Origin of the sequence: Bacillus sp. RB3 (assembly GCF_030164735.1) — a bacterium.
In the GTDB taxonomy this organism is placed as follows: Bacteria; Bacillota; Bacilli; order Bacillales; family Bacillaceae_G; genus Bacillus_A; species Bacillus_A cereus.
Genome location: NZ_JASNGE010000014.1, coordinates 14,845 through 32,297, shown reverse-complemented (window position 1 = coordinate 32,297; position 17,453 = coordinate 14,845). Strand labels below are relative to the sequence as shown.

Genomic DNA, 17,453 nt, shown 5'->3' with positions numbered 1-17,453 from the left:
GGAGGGGAAACAATGGGATTTTGGAGTATGCATCGAAATATAAAAATTAGAATTATAACATCGTTTTTAACACGTACTGTGTCCACGATGATTTTTCCATTTATGGCGATTTATTTTTCCATAAAGTTAGGTAGTGCGAGTGCTGGTGCGTTACTACTTATTAATGTCATAGCTTCATTAGTAATTGGTTTATACGGTGGATATGTTGGAGACCGGCTTGGGCGTAAAAAGGTTATGATTATCGGTCAAAGTATACAAGTCATTTCCATTGCTTGTATGGGAGTTGCGAATTCGGATTACGTTGACTCACCGTGGTTAACATTTATCTTTATGCTAGTGAATAGTTTAGGATCGGGACTTATGAATCCTGCGACAGAAGCGATGTTAATTGATGTGAGTACACCTGAAAATCGAAAAGTGATGTACAGCATTAATTACTGGGTTATTAATTTATCGATTGCGATTGGAGCGATATTTGGAGGATTACTATTTGAAAACTATAGACTACAATTGTTTATCGTATTAACGCTTGTTGCCATTATGACTTTATATGTGATGGCTGTGTATATGGAAGAAGTGTATGTAGCACGAAAAACGATGGAGAAGAAAAATGTATTAAAAGATATGGCAGATAGTTATAAAGTCGTGATGAAAGATAAAGCATTTTTAATTTTTTGTGCAGCGAGTATATGTACATTATCGTTAGAGTTTCAAATTAATAATTATTTAGGGGTACGTTTGCAGAAGGAATTTGAAACGGTGCACTTTTTATTCGGGAATGGTTTTACGTTTGATTTAACAGGTATTCGCATGCTGAGCTGGATTTCTGCAGAGAATACAATTTTAGTTGTGTTATGTTCAGCACTTCTTATTAAAATGCTGAAAAGCTTCAACGATTTGAAAATCTTATATGTAGGCTTATTTATTTACACGATTGGATTTACAATACTCGGAACGAGCAATAGCTTATGGATTTTATTAATTGCAGGGCTTTTCCAAACAGTAGGCGAGATGATGTATGTGCCAGTGCGTCAATCTATTATGGCAGATATGGTGCCAAATGAGGCAAGAGGTTCTTATATGGCGATTAACGGAATGGTCTTTCAAGTGGCAAAAATGAACGGGGCATTAGGTGTTATGCTAGGTTCATTTATTGCATCTTGGGGCATGAGTGCTCTGTACTTTATCGTTGGTATGAGCAGTATTTTACTATTTATGAAGGCGATAGGGAGAGAGAAGTATGAGGGGGAGGTTTCTCAGATTGGATAAAACGATATGAAAAGCGATGCTAGAAATCGCTTTTCATATGGCTTTTAAAACGGATCAACTTCAGCTAAATCAGGATTGCTATTTGGGTTTGTTAATAAGACTTTCAGCTCACCTACTTCAGAGAGCGCAACGAGGATATAACCACTAATAAGGACGACGAGTCCGATGACCCTTAATGTTTGCAGCGTAATATCACGGCTATTGTTTTCGGAGTTGTCTTGGGGCGTTGAAGGTGGATTGTTATTCATAAATAGGGCTCCCATCTTTTGTATTTATATATGTGCGAAATCATTATTTAACTTATGGATAGGAATTATATAGTCATTTTCACTATATGAGAAATGCCTATGAAAAGTGATAAGGAATTTTTGGGCGAGAAAAGGGGGGAATCCAAAAGATTATTAAAACTGAACTTTTGGATTCCCCTCTTTTTATTTATCTTGCTATTTGTGGTGGTCGGATTTCCTGTAAACGACCAGTTGATGAGGGCTAATGAATCAGTGGGGGATGAATAAAACCCCACTGATTCATTATTTTCATGTAAATACAAGGTTAGTTAACCAAATTAGTTATCCTAATATACGCAACGATTCTTCAATAAACGCTGGGATGTCCTCTGGCTGTCTACTTGTTACTAGCTGATTTTGACATACGACAACCTCTTTGTCATGAAAGTTCCCGCCGGCATTTTTCAAATCGACTTCAATAGATTTATATCCAGTTACATCGCGTCCTTCAAGTGTTTGTGCAGTGATGAGTAGCTGAGGTCCGTGACAAATAGCGAAAACAGGTTTTTCCGCATCCATAAATGCTTTACTAAAGCGAACAAAACGTTCATCGGCACGAAGTATATCTGGAGAAAATCCACCCGGTATGAAGAGGGCATCAAAGTTCTCTGGAGAAACATCATCAATACTTTTATCAATCACGACTTCACTTTTTCCTTGCTTACCGTGTACCGTTTTCCCTTTTTCCATTTCAATAGTTGTGAATTCATATCCCTTTTGTTTAAAAGCTTCTACTGGCTCTGTGTATTCTGTATCCTCGAAGTAATCCGTTATTAAAATAGCAATTTTTTTACTCATTCTAATCCGCTCCTTATATTATATTATCGGTTCCAGAATCTTCCTTGGGCAATACCTTCTATAAATGATTCAATTGAAGTGTTTGTTAAGTTGTAAACTCCTGCTCCATCCAGTTTAATCTTACTATGGTCCAAAGCATGAGGATTACTAAGAACATGAGCTATCGGTTTAAAATGTTTAAAAGTAGTTTCTGCAAATTCTAAAACAGGGGGGTGAATGACAGACTCACTACTAAACACTAATACTGCATCAAAAAGGGAGGAGTCTGTTGTTGTATAAGTATCAGTTACTTTAATGGAATCATTGAACTGATAAATTTTATTATCTATGATACTATAGTTAATTCGGTGTTGTACAAAAGCTTGAATCCATTCGGACAGAAGTGAGACGATTGGGTCACCATTTAATAGAATTGCAACATTTTTGGAATCAGATTTAAAAATAGTATTGGACATACTTAGTGCAGGTGATTTTGCATCTGAATTTACTTCGTGATTTTCCTTAGGTAAAGGAGCTCCAATAATGTTAGCGACTTCTTGTGCTAATTGACGATTGACGTGGTTTAGAAGAGCAATTACATTTGCCTTCACCATGTCTGATTTACACTTCCCAACTTCAAAGCAAAAAGCTTCTTTTATGTGCTGCTTTTCAATAGGGCTCATACTATTGTAGAAAAGTTTAGCCTGAGAATAGAAGTTAAGAAAGCTTTTACTGCGACCTCTAATTTTATGCCCATCAATCTTTTCTTGATAATGTTCATATCCTCCTTGTTCGGCTTGGACGGTTGCAGGTTGATTGTTATTTAATCCATTAGGATGATAGCTTGTTTGACCGCGATGAATCTGCATTTGATGCATACCATCACGTTGATTATTATGAAAAGGACATACGGGTTGATTGATAGGGATTTGATGGAAATTAGGGCCCCCTAAACGAGATAATTGTGTATCTGTATAGGAGAATAATCTTCCTTGCAGAAGAGGGTCATTTGAAAAATCAATACCTGGTACGACATGACCAGGGTGAAAAGCTACCTGCTCTGTTTCAGCAAAGAAGTTATCAACATTTTTGCTCAGTGTCATTTTACCAACTAATTTTACGGGAACTTCTTCTTCTGGCCATAATTTCGTTGGATCTAAAATATCAAAATCAAATTTATGTTTATCTTCTTCTGGAATTAACTGTAATCCAAGCTCCCATTCAGGATAATCCCCTTTTTCAATTGCTTCGTATAAATCTTGACGATGAAAATCGGGATTTTTCCCAGCAATCTTTTGAGCTTCATCCCATACTAATGAATGAACCCCGAGGGTAGGTTTCCAGTGAAACTTTACGAAATGGGCTTTTCCTTCTGCGTTAATGAGTCGAAATGTGTGAACTCCAAAACCTTCCATCATTCGTAAACTACGCGGAATAGCTCGGTCGCTCATTTGCCACATGACCATATGAGTGGACTCAGGATTATGCGCAACAAAGTCCCAAAAGGTATCATGAGCGCTAGCTCCTTGAGGAATATCATTATGTGGTTCTGGTTTAACTGCATGGACAAAATCAGGAAATTTAATAGCATCTTGGATAAAGAATACTGGCATATTATTACCCACTAAATCATAGTTTCCTTCATCTGTATAAAATTTTGTGGCGAATCCGCGTACATCTCTTACTGTGTCATTGGATCCTTTAGAACCTTGAACGGTTGAGAACCGTACAAATACAGGTGTTTTCTTTGAAGGATTAGTAAGAAAATCTGCTTTCGTATATGTTTCTAAAGATTCATAAAGCTGAAAATAACCATGAGCGCCAACCCCGCGTGCATGAACAATCCTTTCGGGAATTCGTTCGTGATCAAAATGGGTCATTTTCTCACGAAAGTGAAAATCCTCCATTAAGGTTGGGCCTCTTAAGCCCATCTTTAAAGAAAATTCATCTTCAGCTATTTTTACCCCTTGATTTGTTGTTAAAGCATGTTTGCATTGATTGTCAGTAACGTGATGCTTCAATTGTTCCGTTTTTTTATTCACAATATAGGCCCCTCCTTTACTCTGTTAATTAATAGATACCCTTTTTATTAGGTCGTAAACATGTATTATCGTTTTTGTATGTAAAAATCATAAAATATCGGTTGTTTCAGTGATTCTTGTTTGAGGAAGCAAAATAAAAAAGCCAAGGATAATTTATTTTCTCCTTGGCGTTTAAGATATTTCTTTTCGTTAAAACGAAGAAACACGTTGCTTCGTTTTTGGTACAATAATAAATTTGATCCAGAGTAACCCGACAATCATAATGATAAGGCTATGTAAAAATTGACCTGTAGCAATGAGTATAACACTCGAAAATACAATGAGTTGAATACTTAGCAATATAAAGATTAAGCTAAGAAATTGCTTCATTCTTTCTGCAGTACCAATCGGATATAATGTTGCAATAATATTTCCCGAAAAATATTTCCACAGTGAACGGAGCTGCATAGAAATCATATATAGAATGATGTAAGCGATAGCGCCTTTTACGTATATATTTGGTATGAAATATAAGGCGAAAGTACCGATCAATCCTAAGCGAATATATAAACCGAAATAATCATTTCCACGTAAAAATGCGAGTGTATGTAAGTAGAAGAAAGTTGCTCGTTTTTTATGTAATAAAGGTTCAATCCAATTTGTAAGCCATTTTCTTTTATTTACTTGTTTATTCAGTTGCGGAACATCTGTGAAAATGCTAGCAAATTGATAAAAACGAACGTTCATTTTTTCTTCTTGCTCGATTATGTAATCCCACGGTATTCGTTTTGTAGGCTGTTTTTTCGTATATAGAAGTAGGAAAGCAAGTAGTAAGAGTAGTCCGCCCAATATGAGAACATTTGCGGAATAAAACAGCATGTAAATGATTAGGGCGTTACAAGTAATACGAATGATCAGCCATATATTTTTTTCGTGACTATCACGCCACATCCAATGTATGTACATGTTCCAGGCTTTCGTAATCATTAACACGATAAAGATTGTACATAAAAAAGGTACAGTTAATTGTAATGATTGCATAGCAAGTGGTACGAGAATAAGGAATGTAAATAATAATGGGAAAAGCTGCATGATGTAATTGTATAGAAGAGATTTTTTGAAATAGGATGTTAGTTTCTCTTCTAATGCTAGTAAATAGACAGCATCAGGTTTTTGAATAAATGTACGGATAGGGCATCTCGTTATAAGGAATGTAAGTACAATCGTTATAATTATTAAAGATATTCCTTTAGAAGGAGATGCTTTTAGAAACTGAGCATAATAATATGCACCAACGCATGAAATAAAGATAAAGCTATATAGTAAACCGTTAATCATACGTGCAAAGTATGTAATGATATTTTGAATATGTTGTTGGAAGCGACTGCTCCATAGCGATTCGATTGACATGTTTTTCACCTCTTTGTTCTATTATATATGTTTTACAAAAGAAAAAACGAGCAAATTGCGTTATGCAACTTGCCCGTTTTTCTTTTCGTTATTTTTTTTCTGATCACGATTCATTAATGGATAGAAAGCAAATCCAATTACGAATAAACCAATTCCGAGAAGGAACGTTTTTATATCGGATGCGCCAGTTTTAATAACCCATAGTGCGTAGCAAAGTGCGATAACTGCGACTATGCCATCTGTAATTCTTGCCCGCATTTCATTTTTATATGTTTCACCAGTTGCGACTAGTTTTAACTGGAAGATTGGTGAAACGAGATATGGAATGAGGTAGGCCAGTGTTGATACGGTAATAACGAATGTATAAGCTTCCGCAATGGTTCCTGATAATGTTGAGAATAGGAATACTTGCGACATAATGTTTGTTAATCGTAATGAGTAAATTGGACTTCCTTTTTTATTTGTTTTCGTGAAGAAGGAAGGGAAGAAACCTTCTTTTGCTGCTTGATAAGGTACTTCTGAGCTTAATAAAATCCAGCCTAAGATAGAACCGAACAGGGAAGTAAGAGCAAGTAATGCCATCAGTTTCCCGCCGCCGTGACCCATTGCAGCATTTAGTGCATCTGCTAATGGACGTTCAGAAGCTTGTAATTTATCAACGTGAAGTACACCCATTGTTAAAATTGTAATTCCTAAGTAAATCGCAACTGTAATAAGTAATCCCGCAACTGTTGCACGTTTTACCGTTTTTGGAGAAACAGCACGGTTTGATAAAAGAACGGCTGATTCAATTCCGATAAACGCCCAAAGCGTTGTAAGAGCAGCTAAATTTACTTGTGAAAGAAGACCATGTGATGCACCTGATTTATCAATCATCGGTGTGTACCATTGTCCAAACTTAGAAGCTTCGAATGCAAATAACGTAACGACGATGAATAAAAGGAATCCAGTTACTTTCGTTGTTGTTGCTAAGAAGTTTAGTTTTCCAGCTCCGCTTACACCGTTTGTTAATATAATATGAGTTCCCCAAAGTAAGATGGAACAAATCGTAAATGTAATTAGTTTTCCGACTTCTACGTTAAACGAGCCGATTGAAAATAGTAGTCGCGTATCTTTCATAATTGGGAAGAAGAGTGATAAATATCCCGCAAATGATGTAATGATGGCAACGTTACTTGCCCAGTTTGCAACCCAATATCCCCATACCATACTGAAGCCAGCCATTTTTTTCTTTTTTGGTGTTGAGAATAAAGCATATGCATGACTTTGTGGCCCTGTCGTTAAATCAGGACGACGAATTGCTAAATTACCGAAAACAAGAGCTAGCATTAAAACACCAAACCCTGTAGTTAACCAAGCTAAAGTGACACCGAGTGGGCTTGCTGTTTGTGCCAACGTACTTGGTACCATGAAAATACCAGCGCCAACCATGTTACCGACAACGAAAGCTGTTAGTACCCAAAAGCCCCATTTTTTTTGTTGCATAGAAAAATACCTCCAAAGTTAGTATAACCAAGTCAAGCGAGGAGATATGTATGTCTTCCTGAGTCAGGAAGAGAAGTCCCAAACAAAACAAAAAAAGCACGTAATCTGCCGCTACATGCTTTCTATCTTATAAGAAACCCACGACATACCTCTCGATAGCTCTCCACAAACGAAACGTTTGTGACAGTTCTGCACTTATTAAATGCAGACCCAGCAAGCGTGCATGGTGGACACGACTTACTTCGGCAACCATTCCTTTCTCATTCCTTCATCAATGCCACTACATCTCCTGAAATGATACTCTTAATGATTGCAACCTCTACCTCACCGAGATACGAATGAGGATTTAAATATTAAATTAACGTCTTTAAGAGTAACAAATGAATTTTTATACGTCAATGGATATAGTAATAATCAGATTATAGAGAAGAGTTTGTGATTAAAAGTAAGAGGGATTGTTATGTGATATTTGAATTTTCGTAATATAATACATGTTATTAGCGCTAGATGATTGAAAAGGGGATGAAGTAAATGTCTGTATGTCATAAACATTCAGTAATAGGTGTGCTAGATTCGGGTGTTGGGGGATTAACAGTTGCGAGCGAAATTATAAGACAATTGCCTAAAGAAAGCATTTATTATATTGGTGATAATAAGCGTTGTCCGTATGGGCCAAGAAGTGTAGAGGAGGTGCAATCTTTCGTATTTGAAATGGTTGAGTTCCTCAAACAGTTTCCATTAAAAGCGCTAGTCGTAGCATGTAATACTGCTGCAGCTGCTGCATTGAATGCGCTGCAAGAAGCACTTTCCATTCCAGTTATTGGCGTTATACATCCAGGAGCAAGAGCGGCAATTAAAGTTACAAAGAAAGGGGAAATCGGGGTAATTGGAACTGTAGGTACGATAAAATCTAATATGTATGAAAAAGCATTACACGAGCTGGATACATATTTGGAAGTGCATAGCTATGCTTGCCCGACTTTAGCCACAGTTGTAGAAAATCAATTAGAAGATACAGCATATGTCACGCAGCAAGTGAAACAAGCTTTACTTCCATTAACGAAAGAAGATATAGATACGTTAATTCTTGGATGTACGCATTATCCACTTTTAGAGTCCTATATAAAAAAGGAACTAGGAGAAGACATAACGATTATTAGTTCTGCAGAAGAAACAGCGATAGAGTTAAGTACCATTTTACAGCACAAAGGAATTTTGTCTGACAATCTGAATCCGAAGCATCGCTTTTTTACAACGGGATCTGTTTTATCATTTGAACATATCGCTGAGCGATGGCTAGGGTATCAAATTTCTGTAGAATGTGTACATTTACCCATGAAAAATGCGTGTATGCATAATTAAGATTTAGTAAATTACGTTTTTAAATAAATCAGGTTCGTTTCATAAGAAGGAAAGAATAAGCTTTTAATTGAAATGATTAAGGTCATTTCAATTAAAGGGGAGATTGGATTATGGAATTATTAAGATCTCAATTATTTGCTTTAGAGTATATTTCAAAATATGCAGAGAACGAAAAACGTGGGGCTAAAGCAACGATTAATCATATACTTAAAATGTCTAATATTACAGATGAAATATTTGAAGAAGCTGTCGCTAATTTAAAATCTCATGCAAGGATTGCTTTACACTTTCATCCAGACAGACTAGATTCGAATATGAGAAGAGTTGCTGAAGCACTGTTTGAGCAAGGAGTATATAAAAGTCAGTTTGAAACATTGCTATCTAATGGAAGCGTATCTGCTTATCCTGGGGGTGAACGTGACCTTTGGGAAAAGAGAATATTTGGAGGGGCATATCAATTAGAAGGCGTAACGAATGATCAACGGCCAAAATACGGAGCGCTAAATTTAATGTTACATCCAGATGGGCCGGCTCCGCGTTTTGGTTCATGTTATTTTCTCCTATCTCCAAAAGTTTCTTCGCGCTCTACATATACATATTTAGATTCGCATCAAGATCCGAAAGAAAAGGGGACTTATGAGGAGTTTGATATGATTTTAGCTGCTCTTTTGGAAGAGACATTCGTAAGAGATTTTGCAATTGGTGAAGGGAATTTGACGCCAACAATATTAATTAATCATTTACTAGCTAACCTGAAAAGGCCGTTTATAGATTTAGTAAGCAAAGAGCCAGCCCGTAATCTTAATCATTATATTGAAGCGCAGATTCATGGAGAGATTTCTCTTAAAGAAGACGTGGAGGCGCTTGTTGCAGATCCTTCATTTAAGGGTACGGATGTAGGAAAAGTTTTAGAAGAAATTTGCCTGAAGTATGCTATTGATTTGTATTGGCACATCGGTTTTGTACTTATGGTAGACGAAGTTCCAATGGATTTTAGAGGTTCAAAAATGCCATCTTTAGCAAGACGCATTGCACGGAATCATTGTATCGATGCAAATATAATTGGCTCTGCTGTAGTGGATTTGAAGCGCAATCCATTATCTTGGAGTGATCGTGGAACTTATGAAGAAGTGCTTCAGGAATTAAAATTATTATGGCATGTTTTAGTTCGATTTGGAAAACCAAATCGGAAGTAGAACGAAATACTCCGTTTTTCGGAAGTATTTATATAGAAAAGAAGCTGATCTATTTATAGATCAGCTTCTTTTTATAAGATTAAACTAAGTTTAATACAGTTACTTTTTCACGTGTCATAGACTCAAGGCTCTTACGAATACCTTGTGCGCCCATACCTGAACCTTTTACACCGATGAATGGGAAATGGTCAGGGCCGCGCTCTGTGCGTCCGTTAATTTGTACAGAACCAGTTTCGATTTTGTTAGCAATTGCAAATGCTTTGTTAATGTCTTTAGTGAAGACACTTGCTTGCAGACCGAATTCTGATTTGTTAGCAATTTCAATTGCCTGTTCATCTGAAGAAACACGGATGATTGGAAGGATTGGACCGAATGGCTCTTCCCAAGCAACTTTCATCTCTTCTGTTACGTGATCGATTAATGTTGGGTAAATTAAGTTACGCTCACGTTTGTTACCGATAACGATCGTAGCACCTTTTTCAACAGCGTCGTCAACTAAACCTTGAACGAAGTCAGCAGATTTTTCGTCAATTAATGGAACGATTGTGCTGTCTTGTTCTGGAGATCCAACTGATAGTTCAGCTACTTGCGCTTTTAATAAGCTAACAAGCTCGTCCGCTACGTTTTCGTGTACAAGTACACGTTTAATAGCTGTACAACGTTGACCAGAGTAAGAGAATGCACCGCTTACGATATGGTTTGCAGCATCTTGTAAGTCAGCATCTTCACGAACGATACCAGGATCTTTACCACCAAGTTCTAATACAAGTGGAATCATTGAAGCTTTTTTCGCTAAATGTTTACCTGTGTTTGTACCACCTGTGAACGATACCATATTGATGCCTTCGTGCTCTACTAAGTAGTCACCAATTACAGAACCGCGTCCTGTAGCTACGTTTACAAGACCTTTTGGAAGGCCAGCTTTGTGAAGTGCTTCAACCATTTTAATACCACTAATTGCACCTTGAGTTGCTGGTTTGAAAATAACAGCGTTACCCATAATTAATGCTGGTGCAAGTTTTGCAGCAGATAAGTTTACTGGGTAGTTAAATGGTGCGATTGCTAATACAACACCAAGTGGTGCGCGTTGGATAATCGCAAGTTTAGATTTTGTACCGCCCGGGAAGCTATCGCCCATCATGCTTTCTCCGTGCATATGTAAAGCTTCTTCGATCGTGTAACTAATGAAGTCAGCTGTACGAACAACTTCTTTCTTCGCATCTTTATATCCTTTACCGACTTCTTTCATAATGATATCGGCAATTTCATCCTGCATATTTACGAGCTCATCAGCCCATTTATATAAGTATTTTGCGCGATCTTGTAGGGAAGCTTCAGCCCATGATTTTTGAGCTTCTTTTGCAGATGCAATTGCTTCATCCACTTCTCCGCGAGTAATTGCTTGTACTTGTCCAATTACTTCGTGTAAGTATGGAGATGGAATTTCGATTGTTTCTCCTGAAGAGCTTTCTCTCCATTCTCCGTTTAAATAAAATTTGTACGTATTGCTAGTTGTCATGATTAGTCCTCCTAAAATAGCAACTTGTAAGAGTGAGTATAAGGTGATTGTAGGGGGTTTGATAACATTTTTCAAATGAAATGTTTGTGAAAACGATTTCTCATTCTTTTTTTATTTTGTATGCCCTTTCTTACAGAACATTCCCTTATTTCAAAATGGTGTATCATATATTTTTATTTGAAGTGTGAAAAAATAATTGACAGAATACTCAATAAAGTTGTAAGATTATAAATGGAAAATAAATGAAGGGGGTGTGCGTAATGATTGTAATCGTAAATGTAATGGGCTTAGCTCTGTTAAATGGCAGAAAACATTCATATCATTACGCAACCCGTACGGATATATAGGGCATCTTTGTCTTATAAAAAGCGTACGTTGCGTATATCGTAACGTACGCTTTTTATGCATTCCTGTGCATATCGTCAAGCGGCGGTATGCTTTTTTTTGTTTATTTTCCCTTGTTTAGTTCCGATAAAAAACTTTGGAAGGTGGAAAAATGTGATGAGATTGTATGGGTTACGAAATGTAAATGTGATGGGTCTGGATAGTGGATAAAGAAATGAGAGGTAAACGAGAACGAGAAGGGAGAGGTTACATTGTTATCAGTATTACTAAAGTTAAAATGGTTTTTTAGGGAGCACTGGAAGAGATATAGTATTGCCATTGGAGCTCTTTTAATTGTGAATATAGTTGAAGTTATTCCCCCGAAAGTGTTAGGGGTTACGATAGATAATATAAAAACAGGAACGTTATCGAACGAAGCAATTATGCAATCTATTCTTATTTTAATAGGGGTTACAATCGTTGGGTATGGTCTTACTTTCGTATGGCAACATCAATTGTTTGGAGGTGCATTTGTACTTGAGAAAACGATGCGCTCTAAATTTATGGGGCATTTACTTAAGATGACGCCGACTTTTTATCAAAAAAATCGTACTGGCGACTTAATGGCGAGGGCAACGAATGATTTAAAAGCAATCGCTATGACAGCTGGTTTTGGTATATTAACGCTTGTGGATTCTAGTTTATACATGCTTACGATCGTTTTTATGATGGGATTTACAATTAGTTGGGAGCTTACATTTGCGGCGCTTATTCCGCTTCCAATTATGGCGTATGCGATGAATATATATGGAAAGAAATTGCATGAAAGATTTACCGTTGCGCAAGATGCGTTTGGTGATATGAACGATAAAGTGCTTGAATCAATCGCTGGTGTGCGTGTTATTCGTGCATACGTACAAGAGAATGCAGACGAGGAAAGATTTCATCACTTAGGAGATGACGTCTACGAAAAAAATATGAAAGTAGCGAGAATTGACGCATTATTCCAACCAACTGTGAAAATGCTTGTTGGCCTTAGTTATTTAATCGGTTTAGTGTACGGGGCATATCTTGTATTTCAATCAAAGGTAACACTTGGTGAACTTGTTTCATTTAACGTGTATTTAGGGATGATGATTTGGCCGATGTTTGCAATTGGTGAATTAATTAATGTTATGCAAAGAGGAAATGCTTCGCTTGACCGTGTGAATGAAACGTTAGCGTATGAACCAGATGTAAAGGATCCGAAACATCCAAAGCTTGTGCAAGAGCCGGATTATATTCAGTTTGATGACGTTACCTTTTCATATCCTTCATCAACTGAAACAAATTTAAAAAAGGTTTCGTTTACCTTAAAACAAGGGGAGACGCTTGGGGTTGTCGGAAAAACAGGAAGCGGGAAAACGACGCTTGTACGTCAGCTTCTTCGTCAATATCCACTTGGAGATGGAGATATTGCAGTTTCTGATGTGACATTAGATAAAATGACGAATGAAAATGTACTCGGCTGGATTGGTTATGTACCGCAGGAGCATATTTTGTTCTCAAAAACAGCGCGAGAAAATATTTTATTCGGAAATAGGGAAGCGACTGAAGAAGAACTAGAGAAAGCAATTGAAATTGCTGCGTTTAAAAAGGATTTAGAGTTTTTACCAGAAGGGTTAGAAACGCTCGTTGGAGAGAAAGGTGTTTCTTTATCAGGAGGGCAAAAACAAAGGATCTCGATTGCAAGAGCTGTTATTCAAAATCCAGAAATTTTAATTTTGGACGATTCTTTATCAGCTGTAGATGCTCGTACGGAAGCAGCGATCATTGAAAATATAAGAACGGAAAGAAGCGGAAAGACGACGATTATTACGACGCATCGTTTATCAGCAGTGCAACATGCGGATTGGATTCTCGTTATGGATGAAGGCGCAGTTATAGAAGAAGGTACGCATGCTCAGCTTATCCAAAAGGGAGGCTGGTATGCCGAACAGTTTGAAAGACAACAAGGTGAAAGTGAAAGTGCGGATAGTGGGGTGAAAATATGAGCGTTTCAAAACGATTGTTTCAATACGCGATGAAAGTGAAAGGGACGATTTTTGCTGCGATGTTAATGTTATTTATTTTCGTCATCGCAGAGCTTGCTGGTCCTTTCGTCGCTAAAACGATGATTGACGATCATATCGTCGGGATAGAGAAACCTTGGTATGAAACAGAACAGAGTGAAGATGCTGTTTCGTATAATGGGGCTTTTTATAAGCGAAGTGATCGCTTTGAACAAGGCGAGAAAAAAGGAAAAGAAGTACGAGTGATGCAAGTCGGTTTTCAATATTATTTTGTACCGAATAAAGTAAATGTAGAAGGATCACGTACTGTAAAAGGGGATATGATTACCGTTCAAAATGGTAAGGCGGTGCAAGTTTATAAAGCGAAAGCATTAACAAAGGAAGAAGTATTTGCATTTTATAAGCCAGAAATAAACCGTCTATTATTACTTGGTGGTGGCTATTTTGCTTTATTAGTAGTCGTATCATTATTTGCATACGGAAAGCAATTCTTCTTACAGAAGGCAGCGAATAAAATTATTCAAATTATGAGGGAAGATGTTTTTTCTCATATTCAAACGTTGCCAATTCGGTACTTTGATCATTTACCGGCGGGGAAAATTGTTTCGCGTGTGACGAATGATACAGAGGCCATTCGTGATTTATATGTAACGGTGCTGGCAACATTCGTTTCTAGTATCATCTATATTATTGGGATATTCGCTGCGTTATTTTTATTAGATGTGAAGCTCGCTTCATTATGTTTATTAATTATCCCAATTTTAATTGTTTGGGCGATTCTTTATAGAAAATACGCGTCTGTATACAATCATAAAATGCGCTCTCGTTTATCTGATATTAACGGAACAGTGAATGAATCCATTCAAGGGATGCCAATTATTCAAGCGTTCCGTCAAGAGCGTGAAACGAAAAAAGAATTTGAAGAATTAAATGGCGATTATTTTAAGTATCAAAATAAAATTTTAAATTTAAATGCAGCAACTTCGCATAACTTAGTAGCCGTATTAAGAAATATCGCTTTCACAGGAGTAATTTGGTATTTCGGCGGTGCGTCATTAAGTGCTACAGGTATTATCTCACTTGGGGTACTGTATGCATTCGTCGATTATTTAACACGATTATTCTCGCCAATTACGAATATGGTGAACCAGCTTGCAAACTTAGAGCAAGCGCGCGTTGCATCAGAACGTGTTTTTGAATTGTTAGAGGAAAAAGGGGAAGCGGTAGAAGAAGAACGTATGCCTCGTTTAAAAGGAAATGTGAAATTTGATAATGTCTCATTTTCTTATAATGGAAAAGATGAAGTGTTAAAAAATATTTCTTTTGAAGCGAAACAAGGCGAGACAGTGGCACTTGTCGGTCATACTGGATCAGGAAAAAGTTCTATCATGAATGTACTCTTTCAATTTTATGAGTTTGAAAAAGGAAAGCTTACGATTGATGGTCACGATGTAAAAGAGATGCCGAAACAAGCAACCCGTGAACATATGGGAATCGTACTGCAAGACCCGTTTCTTTTTAGCGGGACGGTCGCTTCCAATGTAAGCTTAGAAAATGAAAAAATTTCAAAAGAGCGCATTGTAAAGGCGTTACGTGATGTTGGTGCTGAAAGATTTGCGAACAATATAAATGAAGAAATTACAGAAAAGGGAAGTACGCTTTCCACTGGAGAACGTCAGCTTATTTCATTTGCTAGGGCGCTTGCTTTTGATCCAGCTATCTTAATTTTAGATGAAGCAACGTCTAGTATTGATACAGAAACAGAGGCGATGATTCAACAAGCGCTAGAAGTTGTAAAAAAAGGAAGAACGACATTTATTATTGCTCATCGTCTTTCAACGATTAAAAGCGCAGATCAAATTATTGTGCTCGATAGAGGAACCATTTTAGAAAAAGGCTCTCATGATGAACTCATGAAAAAGCGCGGGCGTTATTATGATATGTATAAAACGCAAATGGAAGGAAACCAGAGCGCTTAATGCGGGGAAGAACTTGCGATTGTTGCAAGTTCTTTTTTGTTGGCAAAATGTCGGCGATAAAGGTACATAATAAGAAGTATTATTTTACCTTTCCTACAATTAATGCTATATTAAAAAATGTTACTTATTTTTTGTATGTGGCGTTATTTTTCCCTTTTGTTTGATTATGAAGAAAAAGGATAAACTAAATAAGAACATTTTCATTGAAAAATTGTTCAAGATTGCATACAATCAATATAGTTTTTAAATTCCTATCAGAATACTTGGAGGATTACAATCATGAAGAAATTATTTTCAGTGCTTGCAGTAACTACATTAGCGATCGGGATTGTAGCCGGCTGCGGTAAAGAAGAGAAAAAAGATACAGCTAGTCAAGATGCGTTACAAAAGATTAAACAAAGCGGTGAACTTGTAATTGGTACAGAAGGTACATATCCACCATTTACGTTCCACGATTCAAGCAATAAATTAACTGGATTTGACGTTGAATTAGCAGAAGAAGTTGCAAAACGTTTAGGTGTAAAGCCTGTATTTAAAGAAACACAATGGGATAGCTTACTTGCTGGTTTAGATGCAAAACGTTTCGATATGGTTGCAAACGAAGTTGGTATTCGTGAAGATCGTCAAAAGAAATACGATTTCTCTAAACCATACATTTCATCTTCAGCGGCATTAGTTATTGCAAAAGATAAAGATAAGCCTGCTACATTTGCTGATGTAAAAGGTTTAAAAGGAGCACAATCTTTAACGAGTAACTATGCAGATATTGCTAAGAAAAACGGTGCGGAAATTATTGGTGTAGAAGGATTTAGCCAAGCGGCAGAATTATTAGCTTCAGGACGCGTTGATTTTACAATTAATGATAAGTTATCAGTATTAAATTATTTAGAAACGAAAAAAGATGCAAAAATTAAAATTGTAGATACTGAAAAAGAAGCTTCAGAAAGTGGATTCTTATTCCGTAAAGGTAGCACTAAGCTTGTACAAGAAGTAGATAAAGCGTTAGAAGATATGAAAAAAGACGGTACGTATGACAAAATAACGAAAAAATGGTTCGGTGAAAATGTATCTAAGTAGTGCATTAGTTTCAGATCGATTGTCTACTTGGATAGATATTATGCAGACTTCCTTCATGCCTATGCTGAAGGAAGCTGTTTTTACAACAATTCCATTAACGCTTATTACATTTATTATCGGGATTATACTGGCAACGTTAACAGCGCTCGCACGTATTTCTGGTAGTCGTATTTTACAATGGATTGCTCGTATCTATGTATCTATCATTCGCGGAACGCCACTTCTTGTACAGTTATTTATTATTTTCTATGGTCTTCCAACTCTTAATATTGAAGTTGAGCCATATACAGCAGCAGTTGTTGGATTTTCATTAAATGTCGGTGCATATGCATCTGAAATTATTCGTGCTTCTATCCTTTCCATTCCGAAAGGGCAGTGGGAAGCAGCTTATACAATTGGGATGACATATCCACAAGCATTAAAACGTGTTATTTTACCACAAGCAACGCGCGTATCAATCCCGCCGCTTTCGAATACATTTATTAGCTTAGTGAAGGATACTTCATTAGCATCGTTAATTTTAGTAACAGAAATGTTCCGAAAAGCGCAGGAAATTGCGGCGATGAACTACGAGTTTTTAATTGTTTATTTTGAAGCAGGTCTTATTTATTGGGTTATTTGTTTCTTATTATCAATCGTACAACAGATGTTAGAAAAGCGTTCAGAACGCTACACATTAAAATAATCCTTTTACAA

14 protein-coding genes and 1 riboswitch are annotated in these 17,453 nt (G+C 36.8%); of the genes, 8 read left to right on the top strand and 6 right to left on the bottom strand.

Features of this window, described 5'->3' with window-relative positions; translation table 11 throughout:
• The first annotated feature begins 12 nt into the window (after nt 1-12).
• Nucleotides 13-1,269, top strand: coding sequence for an MDR family MFS transporter (locus QO049_RS18250; protein WP_284489377.1), 1,257 nt, complete (start codon nt 13-15; stop codon nt 1,267-1,269).
• A gap of 44 nt (nt 1,270-1,313) precedes the next feature.
• Here QO049_RS18250 and QO049_RS18245 read toward each other — a convergent pair whose 3' ends face one another.
• Entirely contained in the window at nt 1,314-1,517 is a 204-nt protein-coding gene (locus QO049_RS18245; protein WP_001063872.1) for a hypothetical protein, read from the bottom strand.
• A gap of 99 nt (nt 1,518-1,616) precedes the next feature.
• On the opposite strand from QO049_RS18245, the gene QO049_RS18240 reads away from it, so the two are divergent.
• Nucleotides 1,617-1,784 carry a hypothetical protein gene (locus QO049_RS18240; protein WP_015382203.1) on the top strand — a complete coding sequence of 56 codons (168 nt, stop codon included), beginning with the start codon at nt 1,617-1,619 and terminating at the stop codon, nt 1,782-1,784.
• Nucleotides 1,785-1,838: 54 nt separating this feature from the next.
• On the opposite strand, the gene QO049_RS18235 is transcribed toward QO049_RS18240, so the two are convergent.
• From QO049_RS18235 to QO049_RS18220, 4 genes are all read right to left on the bottom strand, one after another.
• Entirely contained in the window at nt 1,839-2,354 is a 516-nt protein-coding gene (locus QO049_RS18235; protein WP_000037532.1) for a type 1 glutamine amidotransferase domain-containing protein, read from the bottom strand.
• 23 nt (nt 2,355-2,377) lie between these two features.
• Nucleotides 2,378-4,375 (bottom strand): catalase, encoded by a 1,998-nt coding sequence (locus QO049_RS18230; RefSeq protein ID WP_284489376.1) that lies wholly within the window; start codon nt 4,373-4,375, stop codon nt 2,378-2,380.
• Nucleotides 4,376-4,564: 189 nt separating this feature from the next.
• A complete protein-coding gene (locus QO049_RS18225) occupies nt 4,565-5,764 on the bottom strand; it encodes an ABC transporter permease (protein ID WP_284489375.1) in 1,200 nt (399 codons plus the stop codon).
• 60 nt (nt 5,765-5,824) lie between these two features.
• The gene (locus QO049_RS18220; RefSeq protein WP_001186301.1) at nt 5,825-7,249 is read right to left on the bottom strand and encodes an amino acid permease; all 1,425 of its coding nucleotides are present in this window, start codon (nt 7,247-7,249) and stop codon (nt 5,825-5,827) included.
• A gap of 148 nt (nt 7,250-7,397) precedes the next feature.
• Nucleotides 7,398-7,579, bottom strand: a riboswitch (Lysine riboswitch).
• Between the two features lie 201 nt (nt 7,580-7,780).
• On the opposite strand from QO049_RS18220, the gene racE reads away from it, so the two are divergent.
• Nucleotides 7,781-8,611: a glutamate racemase gene (gene racE, locus QO049_RS18215; protein ID WP_284489374.1), complete on the top strand. Its 831-nt coding sequence runs from the start codon at nt 7,781-7,783 to the stop codon at nt 8,609-8,611.
• A 110-nt stretch (nt 8,612-8,721) separates the two neighbouring features.
• The gene (locus QO049_RS18210; protein ID WP_284489373.1) at nt 8,722-9,807 is read left to right on the top strand and encodes a DUF3626 domain-containing protein; all 1,086 of its coding nucleotides are present in this window, start codon (nt 8,722-8,724) and stop codon (nt 9,805-9,807) included.
• 79 nt (nt 9,808-9,886) lie between these two features.
• On the opposite strand, the gene gapN is transcribed toward QO049_RS18210, so the two are convergent.
• The gene (gene gapN, locus QO049_RS18205; RefSeq protein WP_284489372.1) at nt 9,887-11,326 is read right to left on the bottom strand and encodes an NADP-dependent glyceraldehyde-3-phosphate dehydrogenase; all 1,440 of its coding nucleotides are present in this window, start codon (nt 11,324-11,326) and stop codon (nt 9,887-9,889) included.
• 596 nt (nt 11,327-11,922) lie between these two features.
• Here gapN and QO049_RS18200 point away from each other — a divergent pair.
• The 4 genes from QO049_RS18200 to QO049_RS18185 all read left to right on the top strand — a co-directional run bounded on the left by QO049_RS18200 (nt 11,923) and on the right by QO049_RS18185 (nt 17,442).
• A complete protein-coding gene (locus QO049_RS18200; protein WP_000953785.1) occupies nt 11,923-13,683 on the top strand; it encodes an ABC transporter ATP-binding protein in 1,761 nt (586 codons plus the stop codon).
• On the top strand, nt 13,680-15,680 hold the full coding sequence (locus QO049_RS18195) for an ABC transporter ATP-binding protein (RefSeq protein WP_284489371.1): 2,001 nt from the start codon (nt 13,680-13,682) through the stop codon (nt 15,678-15,680). The genes QO049_RS18200 and QO049_RS18195 overlap by 4 nt, the downstream gene beginning before the upstream one ends.
• Nucleotides 15,681-15,959: 279 nt before the next feature.
• Nucleotides 15,960-16,757: an amino acid ABC transporter substrate-binding protein gene (locus QO049_RS18190; RefSeq protein WP_098023165.1), complete on the top strand. Its 798-nt coding sequence runs from the start codon at nt 15,960-15,962 to the stop codon at nt 16,755-16,757.
• Nucleotides 16,744-17,442, top strand: a complete 699-nt coding sequence (locus tag QO049_RS18185) for an amino acid ABC transporter permease (RefSeq protein WP_000281499.1) — start codon at nt 16,744-16,746, stop codon at nt 17,440-17,442. The genes QO049_RS18190 and QO049_RS18185 overlap by 14 nt, the downstream gene beginning before the upstream one ends.
• Nucleotides 17,443-17,453 lie beyond the last annotated feature (11 nt).